The sequence below is a fragment of the Chryseobacterium sp. MYb264 genome, from assembly GCF_035974275.1.
In the GTDB taxonomy this organism is placed as follows: domain Bacteria; phylum Bacteroidota; class Bacteroidia; order Flavobacteriales; family Weeksellaceae; genus Chryseobacterium.
Window position 1 is genome coordinate 2391299 of sequence record NZ_CP142422.1, and the last position, 18338, is coordinate 2409636.

16 protein-coding genes are annotated in these 18338 nt (G+C 36.4%); 5 read left to right on the forward strand and 11 right to left on the reverse strand.

All coding sequences use genetic code 11. The annotated features are described in order from the left end of the window. Positions 1–181: 181 nt before the first annotated feature. The 5 genes from VUJ46_RS10165 to VUJ46_RS10185 all read right to left on the reverse strand — a co-directional run bounded on the left by VUJ46_RS10165 (position 182) and on the right by VUJ46_RS10185 (position 5903). A complete protein-coding gene (locus VUJ46_RS10165; protein ID WP_326984866.1) occupies positions 182–1378 on the reverse strand; it encodes an efflux RND transporter periplasmic adaptor subunit in 1197 nt (398 codons plus the stop codon). A 101-nt stretch (positions 1379–1479) separates the two neighbouring features. Continuing rightward, positions 1480–2751 (reverse strand): ABC transporter permease, encoded by a 1272-nt coding sequence (locus tag VUJ46_RS10170; protein WP_326984868.1) that lies wholly within the window; start codon positions 2749–2751, stop codon positions 1480–1482. An 84-nt stretch (positions 2752–2835) separates the two neighbouring features. Beyond that, on the reverse strand, positions 2836–4065 hold the full coding sequence (locus VUJ46_RS10175; RefSeq protein ID WP_326984869.1) for an ABC transporter permease: 1230 nt from the start codon (positions 4063–4065) through the stop codon (positions 2836–2838). Positions 4066–4336: 271 nt separating this feature from the next. Then, positions 4337–4687 carry a four helix bundle protein gene (locus VUJ46_RS10180; protein ID WP_326984870.1) on the reverse strand — a complete coding sequence of 117 codons (351 nt, stop codon included), beginning with the start codon at positions 4685–4687 and terminating at the stop codon, positions 4337–4339. Between the two features lie 526 nt (positions 4688–5213). Next, a complete protein-coding gene (locus VUJ46_RS10185) occupies positions 5214–5903 on the reverse strand; it encodes an ABC transporter ATP-binding protein (RefSeq protein WP_326984871.1) in 690 nt (229 codons plus the stop codon). 426 nt (positions 5904–6329) lie between these two features. Between VUJ46_RS10185 and VUJ46_RS10190 the strand changes: the two genes are divergently transcribed. The 4 genes from VUJ46_RS10190 (at position 6330) to VUJ46_RS10205 (ending at position 10880) form a co-directional block, all read left to right on the forward strand. Continuing rightward, positions 6330–7304, forward strand: a complete 975-nt coding sequence (locus tag VUJ46_RS10190; protein ID WP_326984872.1) for a ribonucleotide-diphosphate reductase subunit beta — start codon at positions 6330–6332, stop codon at positions 7302–7304. 487 nt (positions 7305–7791) lie between these two features. Further along, complete coding sequence (locus tag VUJ46_RS10195; RefSeq protein ID WP_326984873.1) at positions 7792–9450, forward strand: ribonucleoside-diphosphate reductase subunit alpha; 1659 nt, start codon at positions 7792–7794, stop codon at positions 9448–9450. 117 nt (positions 9451–9567) lie between these two features. Then, on the forward strand, positions 9568–10458 hold the full coding sequence (locus tag VUJ46_RS10200) for a DUF72 domain-containing protein (protein WP_326984874.1): 891 nt from the start codon (positions 9568–9570) through the stop codon (positions 10456–10458). Positions 10459–10649: 191 nt separating this feature from the next. Beyond that, positions 10650–10880, forward strand: coding sequence for a hypothetical protein (locus VUJ46_RS10205; RefSeq protein WP_326984875.1), 231 nt, complete (start codon positions 10650–10652; stop codon positions 10878–10880). A 258-nt stretch (positions 10881–11138) separates the two neighbouring features. Here the strand turns inward: VUJ46_RS10205 and VUJ46_RS10210 are convergent, their stop codons facing one another. The 6 genes from VUJ46_RS10210 to VUJ46_RS10235 all read right to left on the reverse strand — a co-directional run bounded on the left by VUJ46_RS10210 (position 11139) and on the right by VUJ46_RS10235 (position 17619). After that, positions 11139–11729: a hypothetical protein gene (locus VUJ46_RS10210; protein WP_326984876.1), complete on the reverse strand. Its 591-nt coding sequence runs from the start codon at positions 11727–11729 to the stop codon at positions 11139–11141. Between the two features lie 32 nt (positions 11730–11761). Next, the gene (locus tag VUJ46_RS10215; RefSeq protein ID WP_326984877.1) at positions 11762–12406 is read right to left on the reverse strand and encodes an HD domain-containing protein; all 645 of its coding nucleotides are present in this window, start codon (positions 12404–12406) and stop codon (positions 11762–11764) included. Then, positions 12403–13248 carry an alpha/beta hydrolase family protein gene (locus tag VUJ46_RS10220; RefSeq protein WP_326984878.1) on the reverse strand — a complete coding sequence of 282 codons (846 nt, stop codon included), beginning with the start codon at positions 13246–13248 and terminating at the stop codon, positions 12403–12405. The genes VUJ46_RS10215 and VUJ46_RS10220 overlap by 4 nt, the downstream gene beginning before the upstream one ends. Positions 13249–13337: 89 nt before the next feature. Beyond that, positions 13338–14225 (reverse strand): ribokinase, encoded by an 888-nt coding sequence (locus tag VUJ46_RS10225; RefSeq protein ID WP_326984879.1) that lies wholly within the window; start codon positions 14223–14225, stop codon positions 13338–13340. Between the two features lie 73 nt (positions 14226–14298). After that, positions 14299–14934: a DUF4241 domain-containing protein gene (locus VUJ46_RS10230; RefSeq protein ID WP_326984880.1), complete on the reverse strand. Its 636-nt coding sequence runs from the start codon at positions 14932–14934 to the stop codon at positions 14299–14301. A gap of 69 nt (positions 14935–15003) precedes the next feature. Continuing rightward, entirely contained in the window at positions 15004–17619 is a 2616-nt protein-coding gene (locus VUJ46_RS10235; protein ID WP_326984881.1) for a valine--tRNA ligase, read from the reverse strand. 128 nt (positions 17620–17747) lie between these two features. Here VUJ46_RS10235 and VUJ46_RS10240 point away from each other — a divergent pair, with 128 nt between their 5' ends. After that, positions 17748–18227, forward strand: a complete 480-nt coding sequence (locus tag VUJ46_RS10240; protein WP_326984882.1) for a DUF1573 domain-containing protein — start codon at positions 17748–17750, stop codon at positions 18225–18227. Positions 18228–18338: the final 111 nt, after the last annotated feature.

The window sequence follows — 18338 nt, forward strand, 5'->3', positions numbered from 1 at the left end:
AGAATTGATTTAATAGTTTAAAAATAAGACATTTCAGGTTGTAATTTCATTACTTTTCAGATACATTTTTAATGCAAAATTATTTACAAACTCTTCACTTTTTTCGTTCTGAATGATAAAATAAAAAATCCCGAGAAATAATTTCTCAGGATCTCAGTTTAAAAACTATAGTGTTAGTTTACTATTTTTTTGTTTTTGCTTTCAGTTCTTCTTTATCTTTATCAGAAGGATTCCATACTTTGATTTCAGAATTTTTATCAATTCCTGAAAGAACCTGAACGTTGATTCCGTCGCTCGCACCTAATTTAATATATGCTTTTTTGAAAGTACCGTTGGCCTGCTTTGCCTCAACAAAAGGAACATCTTTCCCATTTTTCTTTTCATACTGAACCAATGATTCATCCAATAACAACGCATTTTTCTGAGAGCTTAAAACAATCTCACCGTTTGCAGAGAACCCGGCTCTGATATATTCATTATTCGGATTATTCACATCACCTTCCACCGGGAATTTAATAGTTCCGTTCGTATCTTTTCCTTTCGGAGCGATCATTGTGAGTTTTCCAGGGAATGTTTTGTTCTGAAGAGCACCAATAACAATGCTCATATCCATTCCTTGTTTTAATTTACCTGCCTGTGCCTCATCGATTTCTCCCTGAAAAATCAGAGAATTTAAATCTGCAATAGAACAAATGGTTGTTCCGGCATTAAACGAGTTGGCTTCAATTACCTGACTTCCTACTTTTACGGGAACTTCAAGCACTGTTCCTGAAGCTTTTGAACGGATCTGAGTCGTTGCCAACCCTTGCAGTTCCGGAGTGGAACCCGTTTTTGCGATCTGCAATGTTTTTTGAGCTGTCACCAAAGCCTGTTGCGCATTTTTCAGTGATTGCTGCTGAGAAAATAACTGCTGCTGAGAATTTAAAAACTCCTGTTTTGAAGCAACCCCTTGTTTGTACAATTTTTCCTGCATTTCGAATTGCTTACGCATGTTTTCGACATTCAGTTTAGCATTCGCGATTTGAAGCTGTTGGTTATCCACATTTTGTTGTGCACTGTTTACATCCGCCAGATTCGGAACAATTCTCACGGTTGCGATCAGCTGTCCGGCTACTACTTTATCGCCTTCATCCACCAAAATTTTATCAATAATTCCCGCGATATTGGGCTTAATTTCAATTTCTTCTTTCGGAACAATTTTTCCTGTCGCCATTACCTTATCATCCATATTCTGAATGGTCGGCTTTCTGGTAAGGAAAGCTTCGCTCTCTTTGGAGTTCGACTTAATTAAATACCCGATTCCCGAGAACAATGCCACTGCAAATAAAAGCCCCAACAAAATATAAATGGCCTTTTTCCAAGTGAATTTCTTTTTCATATGTATAGTTTATTTTTTAAATTCTGTTAAATGATTGAAAGATTTAATAAGTAAAATATTACTTTTTGATTATCAGATCTTTAAATTAAATTATTTTAAAATTACTCTGTTCTTAATGCTTCGATTGGGCGGATTTTCACAGCTCTTTGTGCCGGAATCATTCCGATGATCAATCCTAAAAATACCATTACCGACATAGCTGCGAATACGTTTCCATAATTTACCGTCGGATTATAGAACGGAAACGAATCCTGCCCCTGGGTAGCCATATTTAAAAGAATAAGTACAAAAATCCCCAAGATAAATCCTAATATTCCTGAGGAAAGCGTAATCACCACACTTTCCAGCAAAATCTGGTTTCTGACTTCCGAAGGTTTTGCTCCCAAGGCTCTTCTAATCCCAATTTCTTTAGTTCTTTCTTTGACCGTAATCAAAAGAATGTTGGAAATGGCAATTACCCCCGCCAAAATCGTTAATGTTCCCACGATAATGGTTAACAACTGCATTCCGGTAAGGAAACCAGTCAGTTTTTTAAACTCTTTTCCTAAGTTGAAGCTTCCGAAAGCATTAGTGTCCTCAGGAGAAACTTTATTTTTTGACTTTAAAGTCTGCTTCACTTTTTCTTCCACATCATTCACGTTGGCATTGGGCTTACTGACGATGGCAAACATGTCGATCTGATCTCCCGCATTATACATTTTCGTATAGGTAGAAAGTGGGATAAAAGCGGTTCGGTCATTTTCAAAACCACCCCCTTTTTTTACTCTGAATACACCGATTACATTAAAGAAAATCCCTTTGATATTAATTGATTTCCCAATCGGATTTTCATTCTTCTTGGAATCGAAGAAGTTTTTATAAATCTCTTCACCAATTACAGCCACATTTTTATTGCCTGAAACATCGGCATCATTAATATATCTTCCGAAAATCAGCTTCTTTTCAGAAATTTTATTTCCTACAGGATAATCTCCCGTTAAAGAATAAGTGGCATTTTTACCGTTTCTTGACATTGATTCTCCAGGTGTTCCTGTGAAACTTCCACGAGAATTCTGAGGTGAAATATAATCGATCTCCGGGATTTTATTTTTCAACATCTGAATGTCGGGCAAATTAAGATGCAGATCTCTTCCTTTTGGAAAACCTTCGTAAGGAATCGCCGTATTTTGCGCCCAGAGAAAAATAGAATTCGTGGCGAATCCCGAGAATAATTTATCAAAACCATTCTCCATCCCTTTGGCTGCTCCCAAAAGACTTACATACAAAAACATACCCCATCCCACTCCAATCATGGTAAGGAAGGTTCGAAGTTTATTATTCCTCAACGAATAATAAATCTCCTGCCACGTATCTTTTTTAAATATGATATTCACTTTATTTTATTAAAAGATTAAAAGATTGAATGATTTAAAAATTACTATTGGGCAATTTTCAAACTATCTAATTTTCAAATTGTTTTATTCCGTTCTCAATGCTTCAATAGGTTTAATTTTCGATGCCCGGTAGGCCGGAACAAATCCTGCAATTAACCCTGAAAATACCAGTGCAATGAATGCCGCGAAGATGGTTCCCCAACCCACACTCGGATTTTTGATAAAGAACTCTTCAAGCCTGTCACCTATTAAGCTTAAAGCCAAAACACCCACACCAACCCCTACAAATCCTGAGACTACTGTAATTACAACACTTTCCTGAACAATGAGGCCCACAATACTTCCCGGCTTGGCTCCAATCGCCTTTCTAACTCCAATCTCCTTGGTTCTTTCTTTTACAATATAAACCATGATATTACTGATCCCGATAATTCCTGCCAGCAAGGTCCCCATTCCAATAAAGGCCACGATTGCCGTAAGTACCGCCATAAACATGAAAGTATCTTCCATATTTTTAGCGTTATTCCAGACACGAACACCGTTTTCATCGTCCGGAGAAACACTTTTTCTGGCTTTTAATTTATCTTTAAGCTCATCCCCATATTTTACAGCTTCCTGAGGGCTCAGCTTTTCATTATAAGCAATATACACTGTACTCACCGTATCAGACCCCTTTTTCATCTGCTGCAAAGTAGTAATGGGAACAGTGATATGTCTTTCATCCCAGTCTCCCCCATCGTCAGAAAATACACCAACGACTTTAAACATGGTTCCGTTAATATTTAAATCTTTCCCGACCGGACTGCCGTTTTTAATTAAATCCCGCTGAACCATTCTCCCGATCACCGCTACATTCTGCTTTCTTTCCAAGTCGGTTGGTGTAAGATATCTTCCTTCGAGTATTTTTCTGTTTTCAATGTACTTCTCACCCGGTTCAGATCCGTTCACAGAATAGGTACCACTTTCCTTTCCGTATTTTACCAGTAAACTCGACTGATATCTCGGGGTAGCCTGTCCTACCTTTTCTTTATCAGTATTGATCAGAAAATCATAATCATCATTATTCATCGTTACTACCCTGTCAGACTGCAGCCCTCCATAGGCAATGGTAGTTTTCCCCGTAAAGATGGAGATCAGGTTTTGAGCATCTCTTGCAAAACCATCTGTAAAAGCATTTTGAAGCCCCTTTCCGATTCCGAAGAGAACAATAAAAATAAATAATCCCAAAGCCACGGTAAATCCTGAAAGTACCGTCCGCAATACATTACTGCGAATAGAACTGAATATTTCCTGCCAACGATCTAGGTCAAACATAGTTTTATTTTTTTACTTTGTAAAAAAGTCAATTATATAGATGTCAATTTCTGCGAGTCAATTGTCAATTTTTAAGCGCCCGCAAAATTCACTTGCGAAGCAAAATTGACCATTCAACATTCACCTTTTTAAAATTGACTATTTTAACATTCATAAAGGCGGTCTTTATTAAAAAGTCAATTTCTATGAGTCAATTGTCAATTTTTAAGCGCACGCAAAATTCACTTGCTAAGTAAAATTGACCATTCACAATTCACCTTTCTTAAATTAATTACTTTAACATTCCACTTAACAAGATAAAGGTGGTTTTTATTAAATTCCCAACTTTATTTAAATTCTCTCTTTCAATATAATTACATTCAATAACGATATCAAAACATGAATCTAACTCAATCACAGAACCTCTTGCCATTTCAAAATATCTTTTTCTTTCCACTTCAGACTTTCTGGAACAACCTTCAGTAATATTTAATACCACAGAAGTGGATGCTCTCCTTATTTGATCCGTTAAATTAAATCTTTCAACCTCCGGAAGTTTTGACAAGTTTTTATAACATTCATTTCTTAATTCTCTTGCCGATTTATAAACATCTAAATGATAATGGTTCAGATTTAAAAACATATTTATTTTTTTTCATTTGTTTTGTGTTTTATTCTTACTACTAAATATTGATAATCAATTGATCTACATTGACATCATTACAATTCACTTGCGAAGCAAAATTGACCATTCACAATTCACAATTCACCTTTCTTAAATTAGTTATTTTAACATTCATAAAGGTGGTCTTTATTAAAAAGTCAATTTCTGCGAGTCAATTGTCAATTTTTAAGCGTCCACAAAATTCACTTGCGAAGCAAAATTGACCATTCACAATTCACCTTTCTTAAATTAATTATTTTAACATTCATAAAGGCGGTCTTTATTAAAAAGTCAATTTCTGTGAGTCAATTGTCAATTTTTAAGCGTCCACAAAATTCACTTGCGAAGCAAAATTGACCATTCACAATTCACCTTTCTTAAATTAATTATTTTAACATTCATAAAGGCGGTCTTTATTAAAAAGTCAATTTCTGCGAGTCAATTGTCAATTTTTAAGCGCTCGCAAAATTCACTTGCGAAGCAAAATTGACCATTCACAATTCATTTACAAGACAATCTGCTTGATAAACTCATCACTTTCGATGATGCCGTCACGAAGAACAACATTTCGTTTCGTTTGTGCGGCAACATCCGGCTCGTGAGTAACGACAATAATTGTTTTTCCTTCATTATTAATCTCCTGAAGAAGCTTCATGATGTCATGCGTCGTTTTAGAATCCAACGCCCCGGTAGGTTCATCTGCTAAAACAACTTTAGGGTTGGTAATGAGCGCTCTCGCAATCGCTACTCTTTGTTTTTGACCTCCCGAAAGTTCGTTCGGAAGGTGGGTTGCCCATTGCGCAAGACCTACTTTTTCAAGATATTCCATCGCTTTTTGGTTACGTTCTTTTCGGGAAACATTCTGATAATATAAAGGAAGCGCTACATTGTCCAATGCCGTCTTATATCCGATCAGGTTAAACGACTGGAAAATAAACCCTAAAAATTGACTCCTGTATTCTGCCGCTTTTACTTCTGATAAATGTTCAATCGGTACTCCATCCAGCTCATAAGTCCCGGAATCTTTCTCGTCGAGAATTCCGATGATATTCAGAAGTGTCGACTTACCCGACCCCGAACTTCCCATAATAGAAACAAACTCGCCTTCAGAAATATTAAGATTAATACCCTTGAGAACGTGCAGCTTACTTTTTCCTGTATCGTATGATTTATGTAAATCCTGAATTAATAACATGAAGTGATGTATGTTTTTATAGCTAATAAGTAGATGATATTTTCGATTTGTTACAAGATTAAAAATTTATTGAAAATATTTATTGTTTAACTCATTAAACCTTTATTTAAAGTACATTATAAAAAAGTGTTTAATTGTAACTTTACAATTCCCTTTATTTTCCACACATATTCGTCGATAAGCCAATACCTAAGCAGGTTTTATGTAAATGTGGAAAACTTTTGCAGTTAAAAGTCAATCAATTACCTATTCACTCTTTCAAATACAGTTCTTTTTTTCGACCTTTGTGCTTCGCACGGCACAAGAAATAAAAACACTCAAGATGTGAAAAACTTGCAACAGTAAATCACAAAAAATCAAGAGGTTGAATATTATTGGGACGTTATCCACATAGATCCATTTTTTAACTTTTAAGACATTTTTAATATGGGAATTTTTGATAAAAGAGTAAGCTATAAGCCATTTGAATACCCTGAGGTTCTTCAGTTTGTAGAAGCTATCAACAAATCGTTCTGGGTACATTCAGAAGTTGATTTTACTGCAGATGTTCAGGATTTTCATTCGCAGCTGGAGCCTCATGAAAAAAATGCGGTAAAGAACGCACTTTTAGCCATCGCACAGATAGAAGTTTCTGTAAAATCTTTCTGGGGAAATCTTTACAACCACCTTCCAAAGCCTGAACTTAACGGTCTTGGATCTACTTTTGCAGAGTGTGAGTTCCGTCACTCGGAAGCCTATTCACGTTTACTGGAAGTATTGGGATACAACGAAGAATTTACAAACGTCGTAGAGGTTCCTGCCTTGAAAAAAAGAATTGAGTTTTTATCCAACGTTTTAAAACACGCCAATTCTTCAACGCCTAAGGAATATGTATCGTCACTTTTACTATTCAGTATTCTCATCGAAAATGTGTCTTTATTTTCTCAGTTTGCTATCATTCTTTCGTTCACAAGATTCAAAGGATACATGAAAAATGTTTCCAATATTATCGCATGGACTTCTGTTGATGAACAAATCCACGCCAACGGAGGAATTTATTTAATCAATAAAATAAGAGAAGAACAGCCCGGCCTTTTAACAGATTCTGATATTGAGGACATCTATACTTTGGTAGATCAATCTGTAGATCTGGAAGGGGAAATCCTGGACTGGATCTTTGAGCTGGGAGAACTTGATAAATTCTCAAAATTAGACCTGATCAATTTTATGAAATACCGTGTTGACGACAGTTTGAAAAAAATAAACATGGCACCGCGTTATAATATTTCTCCGGAGCAATATCGCCCTCTGATATGGTTCGAGGAAGAAGTTTTTGCGAATTCTATGGATGATTTCTTCGCGAAAAGACCAGTGGATTATACAAAACATGATAAAAGTATTACGGCCAACGACCTTTTCTAGATTTTAAAGTACCGGGGCGCCTTTTTCCGCCTTCCGTTCCCGCTTTTTTGTGATCGCGAACGATGGTAAGTTATCCGTTGAACGGCTTGCCCATCGCCATCACAAAAAGAGCTCCACTCAAGTCGGGGCGCGGGCAGGGTCATGATAGAAAGAGGGGTTCCTGGATCATGTAGACATCAACCAAATGAACCCCGAGATAATTGAAAAAGTCTTTTGAGCTTCAAAGGGGTAAGTTCTGAGAATATCAGAGTAGATCTTAATATAAGAAACGGACATCGTTCCTGGTAATGACACAAACGAAATTCAGGGTAAGGAGAGACCTGCCGGTTTTTTAGCCCTGATTGAGCGGCCTGTTTGAGCTCTTTTTCTTTGCAAAAGAAAAAAGCGAGTAGCGAAAGCAGGTGGACGAGTGAAAAAAATGACCAATTTTCTGCTCAAAAAAAAAAAAAAATAAACAATGCAACTGCTGCATTTTACAATATAAAACATGGAAGAACAAAACAACAATATATGGTGGCTCAATGAAGAATCTGAGCAAATGCTAAACAGAGGCTATTTGCTGAAAGGTGAAACAGTGGAAGGTGCTATTGACAGAATTACTACGGCAGCAGCCAAAAAACTATACAAACCTGAGCTTCAGCCCGCATTCAAAGAGATGATTACCAAAGGATGGATCAGTTTTTCTTCTCCTGTCTGGGCGAATATGGGAACACAGAGAGGTCTTCCGATCTCCTGCTTTAACGTTCATATCCCGGACAGCATTGAAGGGATTACCCATAAAATGGGGGAAGTCATCATGCAGACTAAGATTGGAGGGGGAACATCAGGATATTTCGGAGAGCTTCGTAACAGAGGAACTGCCGTTACAGACAACGGAAAATCTTCTGGTGCAGTTTCTTTCATGAAATTATTCGACACCGCAATGGATGTTGTTTCTCAAGGTGGTGTAAGAAGAGGTGCTTTTGCTGCGTACCTTGACATTGACCACGGTGATATTGAAGAATTTTTGTCCATTAAAGATATCGGAAGCCCTATTCAAAACCTATTCACGGGAATCTGTGTACCTGATTACTGGATGCAGGACATGATCGATGGTGATATGGAAAAACGTAAAATCTGGGCAAGAGTATTGGAAAGCCGTCAGCAAAAAGGGTTACCATACATTTTCTTTACAGATAACGTAAACAGAAACAAACCACAAGTTTACAAAGACTTAGGAATGCCTGTGAACGCAAGTAACCTTTGTTCAGAAATCATGCTTCCTTCCACAAGAGAAGAATCATTTATCTGCTGTCTGTCATCCATGAACTTAGAATTATATGATGAGTGGAAGGATACCAATGCCGTACAGTTGGCAGTATATTTCCTGGATGCTGTTTTAACTGAATTTATTGAAAAAACGGAAGGAAACTACTACCTTCAGGGAGCAAGAAACTTTGCCATGCGTCACAGAGCGCTTGGTTTAGGAGTTTTAGGGTACCATTCTTATTTACAGAAAAATATGATTCCGTTTGAAAGTTTTGAGGCAACTCAATTTAATGCCAGAGCTTTCAGACACATCAAAGAGCAGGCGGAAATAGCTTCCAGAGAGCTTGCCAACATCTATGGTGAACCTGAATTACTGAAAGGTTACGGATTGAGAAACACCACTACGATGGCAATCGCTCCTACTACTTCAAGTTCTGCAATTTTAGGTCAGACTTCTCCTGGAATCGAACCGTTTGCATCTAACTATTATAAAGCTGGTTTGGCTAAAGGAAACTTTATGCGTAAGAACAAATATTTAGCAAAATTGTTGGAAGAAAAAGGAATCGACAACGAAGAAACCTGGAGAACAATTATGTTGAACCACGGATCTGTTCAGCATTTGAAAGAATTAACTAACGAAGAAAAAGCAGTATTCAAAACGTTTAAAGAAATTTCTCCAATGGAGATTATTTCTCAGGCGGCACAGAGACAGCAATACATCGATCAGGCACAGTCGTTGAACTTACAGATTCCTTCTACAATGCCGGTAAAAGACGTAAACTATCTTTATATCGAAGCTTGGAAAAAAGGTGTAAAAACGCTTTATTATCAAAGAAGTTCTTCTGTTTCTAAAGAGATGATGGTAAATTTTGTTACCTGTTCAGCTTGTGAAGCTTAAGATCAGCAAATAATAAACATCTATATATTTACGAAGCACGCCGAAAAGCGTGCTTTTTTATTTCTTCGGATTGTTCTATCTTTGTTTACATAGTTTAATCACAAAAAGAAAGCAGATATGAAATTCGGGCAAGTAGAAGATCCTTCAAAAATAGATTTTACGTTACCAAAAGACCATTCTAAAACAAAGGAAATTTTAAATCAAAATAAAAAAGGATTAGAAAATATTTCTATCGGATGTGCAAAATGGAATAAGACGGATCTTAAAGGATTTTATCCTAAGGGAACAAAAGATGAGCTTAGCTATTACGGAACCCAGTTTAATTCTATAGAACTGAATGCTACATTCTACGGAATGCCAAGTCCCGAACAGGTGCAGACCTGGAAAGAGAAAACGCCGGCAGATTTCAAATTCTTCCCTAAGATTACCAATACCGTTTCACACTTCAGAAGATTAATTGATGTGACCGACCCTGTTACTCAGTTTTCCACATCCATTATGAATTTCGACGAAAAATTAGGCATGGTTTTTCTTCAGCTTCATGATAATTTTAAACCAAAAGATTATGACCGACTGGAAAAATTTGTGAAAGAGTGGCCTAAAGAAGTTCCGCTGGCGATTGAATTGAGAAATACAGAATGGTTTACTGATGAAGAAATTCTAAACACCACCTGCGAGCTTTTTGAGCAAAATAATATCACCAATATTATTGTTGATACTGCCGGAAGAAGAGATATGCTTCACATGAGATTAACCACGCCAAACGCATTTATCCGCTATGTGGGCGCCAACGCAGAAAGCGATTATGCAAGATTGGATGACTGGATGACACATTTAACAAAATGGAAAAAAGAAGGATTACAAAACTTATATTTTTTCGTTCACCAGAATGTTGAAAAAGCTTCACCGCTACTCTCTGCTTATTTCATCGAAAAAATGAACAAAGAGTGGAAAACAGATCTAAAGGTTCCCAAAATGGCAAGTGAAAATACCGCAACCCTATTCTAAGTAAGTTAATTTTTTGCTTTTTTTACTATTATTCACTGCTTAATCGAACGTAAAAATAATAATGAATATATTCAATTCATCTTTTCTATTTGAAAAGATGAATTTTTTTTAATTCTTATTTTTCCGGTAAAACTTACGTAAATTTCTTTAGCACGGCCGTGCAGAATATTAAGACATAAAAGCAAAATAATATGAAAAATAAAATTTGTGAAATTAGTATTTCTAAAGATTGGCTTGTCGACACCTATATCTTTTATGAGAACCAAACCATCAAAAGAGTTTTTGCCGACAACAGCCTGAATCATAAGTTAACCCGATGGCTGGAACCGAAGCAAATCAGCAAAACCATCAAAGATCAACTGATCAGGAAATGCCCTGAAGAGCTTAAAGAAAAGATTATGCTGATCTTAGACTATCCCTAGCATCTGTTTAAATTGTACGGGTATCATTTCACTGTTACTTTAGGAAGGATTTTTTATTTCATCTGGCTAGATCGGGAGTGATATCAAAGTCAGAAACGAGAAATACGTTCAAAAAACATAAAAAAAAATCTGAAAAAGAGAACCAACCGAAATCAATATTGGGTAAGATTTAAACAGTCTCTCAACAAAAGAATATTTTGAAGCTTTTTAATTCAAGCTCTAAACTCTTTATCAGAGTTACGAATCCCAACTTAGCAATTACTTTCTCACTCTTAAAAGAAGAACAAGATTTAAAAATAAAAGGAGAAAATCCAGTGTAACCCAGATTCCCAGTTTAGTATTTTCATAATTATATGCTTCGACCTGTTTTTTTGCCTTATCCGAAAGCCTGACACTCTGATTAATATAATTCTGAACCTCAATGATCTGGTCAATATTCTTATTAGGAACCGAATGTTGCGAAAAATACACCATATTTTTTTTTCCTAAATAACCCACGATCCAATATTCGTCAGAGGTATCCATTTTAAGATACTCTATTCTATAGTATTCAGGGCGAATTTTCCCGATATGCTTGGTGTCGAGTACTCCATTTTCACCATCTTTTTTATTGATTACATAAAAATCCAGAGGTTGCGGAAGTTTGTTAACCACCTGCAAAGCGACAGAATTACTAACAATTCCGACTGCACTTTTCTTGATAAACCAATAGGTGAATACCGATATGGCAAAAACAAGAGTGGCTACCCGGAATAGTTTTGTCCATTTTGCCGCTTTTCCTGATTTTACCTTAGATAAAATGAGCGAAAATACCAATGACCAAAATATAATTAATATGATAAGAACCATCTTGCAAAGATACAGATTTTAGAAATGCTTTATTAATCCACATTCCATTCTTTATAAAACTGGTCGAGGAAATTCAGCATATAGTGATGTCTTTCTTCGGCCATTTCTTTTCCTTTTTTTGTGTTCATTAAGTCTTTCAGCAACAGCAGTTTTTCATAAAAATGATTAACTGTCGTCCCGTTCGATTTTTTGTATTCCTCTTTAGACATGTTCAGTTTTGGTTCGATGAAAGGATCATACATCAGATTATTTTTAAAACCTCCAAAATTGAATGTTCTTGCGATGCCGATGGCACCAATAGCATCAATCCGGTCGGCATCCTGAACGATCTGAAGCTCAATGGGTGGATGTAAAGGCGCTTCTCCCCTATTTTTAAATGAAATATTTTTAATCACATATAAAACCTGCTCAACAACCTCTTCAGGAGTATGCTGACCTTCCAGGAATTCTCTGGAAACCGTTAAAGCAATCGTTTCATCTCCATTATGAAATTTAGGATCGGCAATATCATGAAGTAAAGCAGCCAATTCCACAACATCTTCATTACAATTTTCGGTAGCCGCAATTTTTTTTGACAGTTTCCAGACCCTTTCAATGTGAAACCAATCATGTCCTGCTTCTGCTCCTTCCAACTTCTCTTTTACAAAATTTACCGTATTTTCAATTATACTTTTCATTGATCTTTCAATTCATTTAAAATAATATTCCAAAGCTTTTTATTATAACTTCTAAAAAAATTTACATGTCCTATTTCTCCTCTCTCAGATTCCGAAGTTTTAATGAGCCGATACGTGGGTTTAAGATTAGGATAAGTGTCACTCAACAGGCTTTTCACTCCTTTTTCCGTTAACCAGACATCATCTTCAGCCCGGATGACCAATACTTTCTGTGTTAATTTTTTAGAATAATCATCTATTTTCTCCAACAAACCGTTGGTTGATTTCCTGTTTAAAATTAAGGTTCTCCAGTCATATGCGCAATTTTTTGGAAGACTTTCTCCAAGCCCAAACCAATTTCCCGGGAAATACCCTAGCAATGCGGTAGTTAAAGGCTGGGCAATTCCAAAACCGAGATAAGCCTCAATTTTAGTTCTGAATCTTAAATTCCCGACAAATGCATTCTGGGTTCCCACAAAAATGAGTTCATCAAACATCTCAGAATCTTTGTTCATTCCCAGAATCAGTGCCCCTACAGAATGACCTACACAATATTTTTCATAATCATTAAAATGAATCTTGATATAATCCGTAAGCGTTTTATAATCTTTCGAACCCCAAATTCGCATTGAGGCCTCAAAACCTTTCATATTTTTAGGTTTAGAAAATCCTATTCCGCGGTAATCATAGGTAAGAACGGTAAATCCCTGATCAGAAAAATACTGTGCAAAAGAGAAGTAAATTGGTTGCTTCACCCCTGTTGCTGAATTGATCAGTACAAATTTTCGATTGCTCTTTTCCGGCAAAAAAAGATGCGCTGTGAGTGGCAGATGATCTTCAGTAGTCAGAATCAGTTTTTCCATATTGTAAAAAGAAAAAATCCACTATAAAAGTGGAAATTTTACTTTGTATTTTATACTAAGTCTACAACTTTCGATATGTAGCAAATAGTTTAAATAAAATCTGAAACTCCAGGCAGCCCTGGCTGAGAACCTTTTTTTTCTGCCACCCGTGAAGAGACCTCATTTCCAAATTTCACGCATTCTTCAATAGAGTTACGATGACATAGTGCAATGGCAAAACCAGAGGTAAATGCATCTCCCATTCCCATTTTATGAACAGTAGCATCACGGTCATTTCTGAAATACTTCATTTCAGACCCGTCAAAATAAATTGTGGAATTGGTATCATCCCGTAAAAATACCTTATTGAAGTACTTTCTAAGTACTTCTTCCCGCTGTTCTTCTCCGAAGATAATATGAAGCTCACTGCTTTTAGCAATTATAAAATCTACATTATCAAGAATATATTCGCTTAGTTTTGCTCCCGGAGAGGCATAAATTCCTATTTTCTTTCCCAGTTTTTTTGTTTTCTTCACCGCATATTCCACCACTTCCATAGGGGCTTCCAGCTGTACCAATACGAGATCAACCGTATGAAAATAACGGTCAGCCGCTTCTACATGTTCTTTTGTCAGGTAACGGTTGGCCGCGGGCACCACAACAATAGCTGCATCTCCCCCGGAGGTTGTCACGTAAGCTGTTCCTGTAGATTCCTTATCCGTTTCAAAAACAAATCCTACATTTACATTTTCACTAACAAGGTTCCGCATAATCTGCTGCCCCAAAGGATCCATGCCGACACAGCCTATAAAATAGACACTGGCGCCCAACCTTGCTGTTCCTACCGCCTGATTGGCTCCTTTTCCGCCAAAGTAGCTATCTGAGTTATACGATAGAACGGTTTCGTTTGCTGAGGGAAGTTTTTCTGTTTCCAGAACCAGGTCAATAGAGCAGCTGCCTATCACGATGATTCTGGGTTGTTCTGAAGAAAATTTCATTGTGCTTTATATTAATTAATTTGCTTTTTGGTATTATTTATAAAAAGAGAATGGACAGTGTAAGATACTAAATTTAGCTTATTTCTATAAATTCCGTTACAATTTTTATTGGTGAATTATTTTTATCATACGCAATATAGCTTGCATAAAAACCTTCACCGTATCCTGTTTCAAAGGCAAAAATAGTTCCAGGATGCTCTTCTGAGGGTTTTAAAAATGCATACTGATCTATTGCGCCTTTGTCATCAAAGAAATGTTCATGGAAAAACTCTTCATAAATACCCATAAAATCCACGCCTTTACTTTGATATAATCTGTGTTCCAATTCATTCAGTAAATTCTGAGTATCATTATCCATAAAGCATCCCATTCCGCTTTCCGCAGGATATCCGTATACTTCTCCATCTGCCAATTCCTTTACATTCTGTCCGGCAGTGGTTGCCAGTTTCCATTCTGCAATCTCAGCATTACTGAAAATAATTTCGGCATATGCTACACAATTACTATCCTTTTCTTTGTGTAATAAAACAGAAAAATCTCCTTTAGGAAATTCTGTGGAAAAAGGCTGCATATCACTTGTAATCACAGGATCACAAGCTACCAACTTCCCACTGGAAAGATAGATTTTCCCTACTTCGAAGCTTTCCAATAATGGACTTTCCACGAAGTTTTTTGAGAATAGTTTTTGTATGTTTTCTATGTGTTTCATTTTTAAATTTAGGCTAAGATTAAGGCTAAGGCTGAGTTTGAAACTCAACCTTCACCTAAACCTTTAATTTTATAAACTCTTTAGCTTCTCTTCTAAGATCGCAATCTTATCAAGAGCATCTTTTTGTTTTTTACGCTCTACTTCTACCACTTCCGGTTTTGCGTTGGCAACAAATTTTTCGTTGGAAAGTTTTTTATCAACAGAAATTAAGAATCCTTTCAGGTATTTTAATTCTTCTTCTGTTTTCGCTTTTTCTTCTCCTAAATCTAAGTTTTCACTTAGCGGAATTGAAATTTCCGTTGCACCCACCAGGAAAGTAAAACTAGGTTTATCAGTTTTCGCTCCGAAATGAATTTCCGAAACGTTCGCCAGTTTTTTTATTACCGATTCGTTTGCAAATTCTGAAGCGTTTGTATAAATTTCAGCAGCTTCTCTTGGCGAAATACCTTTTGTTTGACGATAATTTCTAACTCCTGAAATAATTTCAGATGCTGTTTCGAAGTTTTTGATAATCTCTTCACTGAATGGTTCTGCTTTTTTCTGCTGAGCAATTACCAAAGCTTCATCCGCTTTTCTTTCAGAAATCAATTGCCAGATTTCTTCAGATTGGAATGGTAAGAATGGATGAACCTGCTTCATCAATTCTTCGAAAAGAGAAACAGTTTTATTATAAACTTCTTTTGAAATTCCTTCACCATAATTTGGTTTGATTGCTTCAAGATAAGAACCACAGAAATCATCCCAAATTAATTTATAAATTAAATGTAAAGCATCAGAAATTCTGAACTTTTCAAACTGATCGTTGATTTCAGCGATTGTTTTATTTAATTTATTTTCAAACCATTCAATCGTTTCAGTTTCGGTTGTGTTTGCAGGCTTATCTTCATGATTCCACATGTTGATCAAACGGAAAGCACTCCAGATTTTCGTCATGAAGTTTCTTCCTTGCAACATCAAATCTTCATCAAAAAGAAGGTCATTTCCAGCTGCAGAACTTAATAAAATCCCTACACGAACTCCATCAGCACCATATTTATCCATCAATTCCAAAGGATCAGGAGAGTTTCCTAAAGATTTTGACATCTTTCTTCTTTGCTTATCTCTTACAATCCCTGTGAAATAAACATTTTTAAACGGAACTTCTTTTCTATATTCCAATCCGGCCATGATCATTCTTGCCACCCAGAAGAAAATAATATCAGGACCTGTTACCAAGTCAGAAGTCGGGTAATAATAATTGATGTCTTTATTTTCAGGATCGTTTAATCCGTCAAAAACAGACATTGGCCACAACCATGATGAGAACCAGGTATCAAGAGCATCTTCGTCTTGTTTTAGGTTGTTAGTGGTCAGTTGATCGTTGTTGGTTTTTTCTTTTGCTAAAACTAAAGCCTCTTCGATCGTTTCTGCGACTACAAAATCATTTTCTCCGTCCCCGTAATAGAACGCAGGAATTTGTTGCCCCCACCAAAGCTGACGGGAAATATTCCAGTCGCGGATGTTTTCCATCCAGTGTTTGTAGGTATTTTTAAACTTTTCAGGATAAAATTTAACCTCATCCTCCATTACAACATCCAAGGCTGGCTTTCCCAATTCGGACATTTTTAAGAACCACTGAACAGAAACTTTAGGCTCAATCACCGCACCTGTTCTTTCTGAAGTTCCTACTTTATTTACGTAATCTTCTGCTTTCAGCAAAAGATCTTTTTCTTCTAATTCTTTCGCGATTTGCTTTCTTACATCAAATCTGTTTTTTCCAGCGTAATGTAAACCGTGATCATTCAGATTTCCGTCATCATCCAAAGAATCAATCATCTGAAGATTGTGTTTTTGTCCGATTTCGTAGTCATTGATGTCGTGAGCCGGTGTAATTTTTAAAGCACCTGTTCCGAATTCAATATCAACATATTCATCTTCAATAATCGGAATAACCCTGTCAACAATCGGTACAATAACTTTCTTTCCTTTTAAATGTGCATAACGCTCATCATTAGGATTGATACAAACCGCAGTATCTCCGAAAATTGTTTCAGGACGTGTTGTAGCCACCGAAAGAAACTCTTCTGTTCCTTCGATCTTATATTTTAAGAAATATAATTTTCCGTTTTGTTCTTTAAAGATGACTTCTTCGTCAGAAATATTGGTTTTCGCTTCCGGATCCCAGTTGACCATTCTGTAACCACGATAAATCAATCCTTTATTATATAAATCAACAAAGGACTTAATTACCTGTTTAGAAAGTTTAGGCTCCATAGTGAAGCTGGTTCTGTCCCAATCACATGAACAGCCCAATTTTTTTAACTGCTCAAGAATGGTACCTCCATATTTATTGGTCCAGTCCCAGGCATGTTTTAAGAATTCTTCACGGGTAATATCGGATTTATTGACCCCTTCAGACTTCAGTTTAGCAACAACTTTAGCTTCAGTAGCAATCGAAGCGTGATCTGTTCCCGGAACCCAACAGGCGTTGAAGCCCTGCATTCTTGCACGACGGACCAGAACATCCTGAATGGTATTATTCAGCATATGCCCCATGTGTAAGATCCCCGTAACGTTTGGCGGAGGAATTACAACAGTGTAAGGCGGCTTATCATTAGGCTCTGAATGAAAGTATTTGTTTTCCAACCAGTAATTGTACCACTTTTGTTCTGTTTCCTGTGGATTGTACTTTTCTGAAATCTGCATAAATTCTGTTTCTTTAATTTACAATTTGCAAAAATAGTCTAAAGAAAAAAAATTTTAAGTATGAATTAAAATAATTTTTAACTTTGTTTCTCAAAATTTATCTAACAACATATTTAACATTCAAGAATATGAAAAAATTAATTGCAGGAATTGCATTATTCGGAACATTTGCATTGGCATCTGCACAAACGATCACGTTTGATAAAACAACGTTCGACTATGGTACAGTAAAGCCAAGTTCCGACGGGACAAGATTTTTCACGGTAACTAACACGGGTGATAAGCCTTTGGTACTTTCCAATGTAAAAGCATCTTGTGGATGTACAACTCCTGAATTCAAGACAGATCCTATTATGCCAGGAAAATCTGCTCAGATCAAAGTAGGATACAACACAGCGATCAACGGACCATTCAACAAAATGATCGAAGTATTTTCTAACGACCCTGCAAACAGCAGAACGGTTATTTACATCAAAGGAAATGTAGATGCTAATACTCCTGCAACAGTGGCAGTGGCAGCAGCTCCGGCTGCACCAGCAACTAAAGCTGAAGCAAAAGCTGCAAAAAAGGCAGAAAAACAAGCTAAAAAAGTAGCTGCTGCAAAATAAGCTCTACTCAAAAAAATAAAAGAACCGTCTCCATCGAGGCGGTTTTTTTTATTATATTTAGGTGAGTTTAGTCGATAGATGATAGATGATAGATGATAGATGATAGATGAA

Coding starts and splice junctions, on each gene's coding strand:
- VUJ46_RS10240 (WP_326984882.1), top strand. CDS start 17,748: ATGAAAAAATTAATTGCAGGAATTGCATTATTCGGAACATTTGCATTG.
- VUJ46_RS10180 (WP_326984870.1), bottom strand. CDS start 4,687: ATGTTTTTAAATCTGAACCATTATCATTTAGATGTTTATAAATCGGCA.
- VUJ46_RS10205 (WP_326984875.1), top strand. CDS start 10,650: ATGAAAAATAAAATTTGTGAAATTAGTATTTCTAAAGATTGGCTTGTC.
- VUJ46_RS10190 (WP_326984872.1), top strand. CDS start 6,330: ATGGGAATTTTTGATAAAAGAGTAAGCTATAAGCCATTTGAATACCCT.
- VUJ46_RS10200 (WP_326984874.1), top strand. CDS start 9,568: ATGAAATTCGGGCAAGTAGAAGATCCTTCAAAAATAGATTTTACGTTA.
- VUJ46_RS10185 (WP_326984871.1), bottom strand. CDS start 5,903: ATGTTATTAATTCAGGATTTACATAAATCATACGATACAGGAAAAAGT.
- VUJ46_RS10175 (WP_326984869.1), bottom strand. CDS start 4,065: ATGTTTGACCTAGATCGTTGGCAGGAAATATTCAGTTCTATTCGCAGT.
- VUJ46_RS10210 (WP_326984876.1), bottom strand. CDS start 11,729: ATGGTTCTTATCATATTAATTATATTTTGGTCATTGGTATTTTCGCTC.
- VUJ46_RS10235 (WP_326984881.1), bottom strand. CDS start 17,619: ATGCAGATTTCAGAAAAGTACAATCCACAGGAAACAGAACAAAAGTGG.
- VUJ46_RS10220 (WP_326984878.1), bottom strand. CDS start 13,248: ATGGAAAAACTGATTCTGACTACTGAAGATCATCTGCCACTCACAGCG.
- VUJ46_RS10215 (WP_326984877.1), bottom strand. CDS start 12,406: ATGAAAAGTATAATTGAAAATACGGTAAATTTTGTAAAAGAGAAGTTG.
- VUJ46_RS10165 (WP_326984866.1), bottom strand. CDS start 1,378: ATGAAAAAGAAATTCACTTGGAAAAAGGCCATTTATATTTTGTTGGGG.
- VUJ46_RS10195 (WP_326984873.1), top strand. CDS start 7,792: ATGGAAGAACAAAACAACAATATATGGTGGCTCAATGAAGAATCTGAG.
- VUJ46_RS10230 (WP_326984880.1), bottom strand. CDS start 14,934: ATGAAACACATAGAAAACATACAAAAACTATTCTCAAAAAACTTCGTG.
- VUJ46_RS10225 (WP_326984879.1), bottom strand. CDS start 14,225: ATGAAATTTTCTTCAGAACAACCCAGAATCATCGTGATAGGCAGCTGC.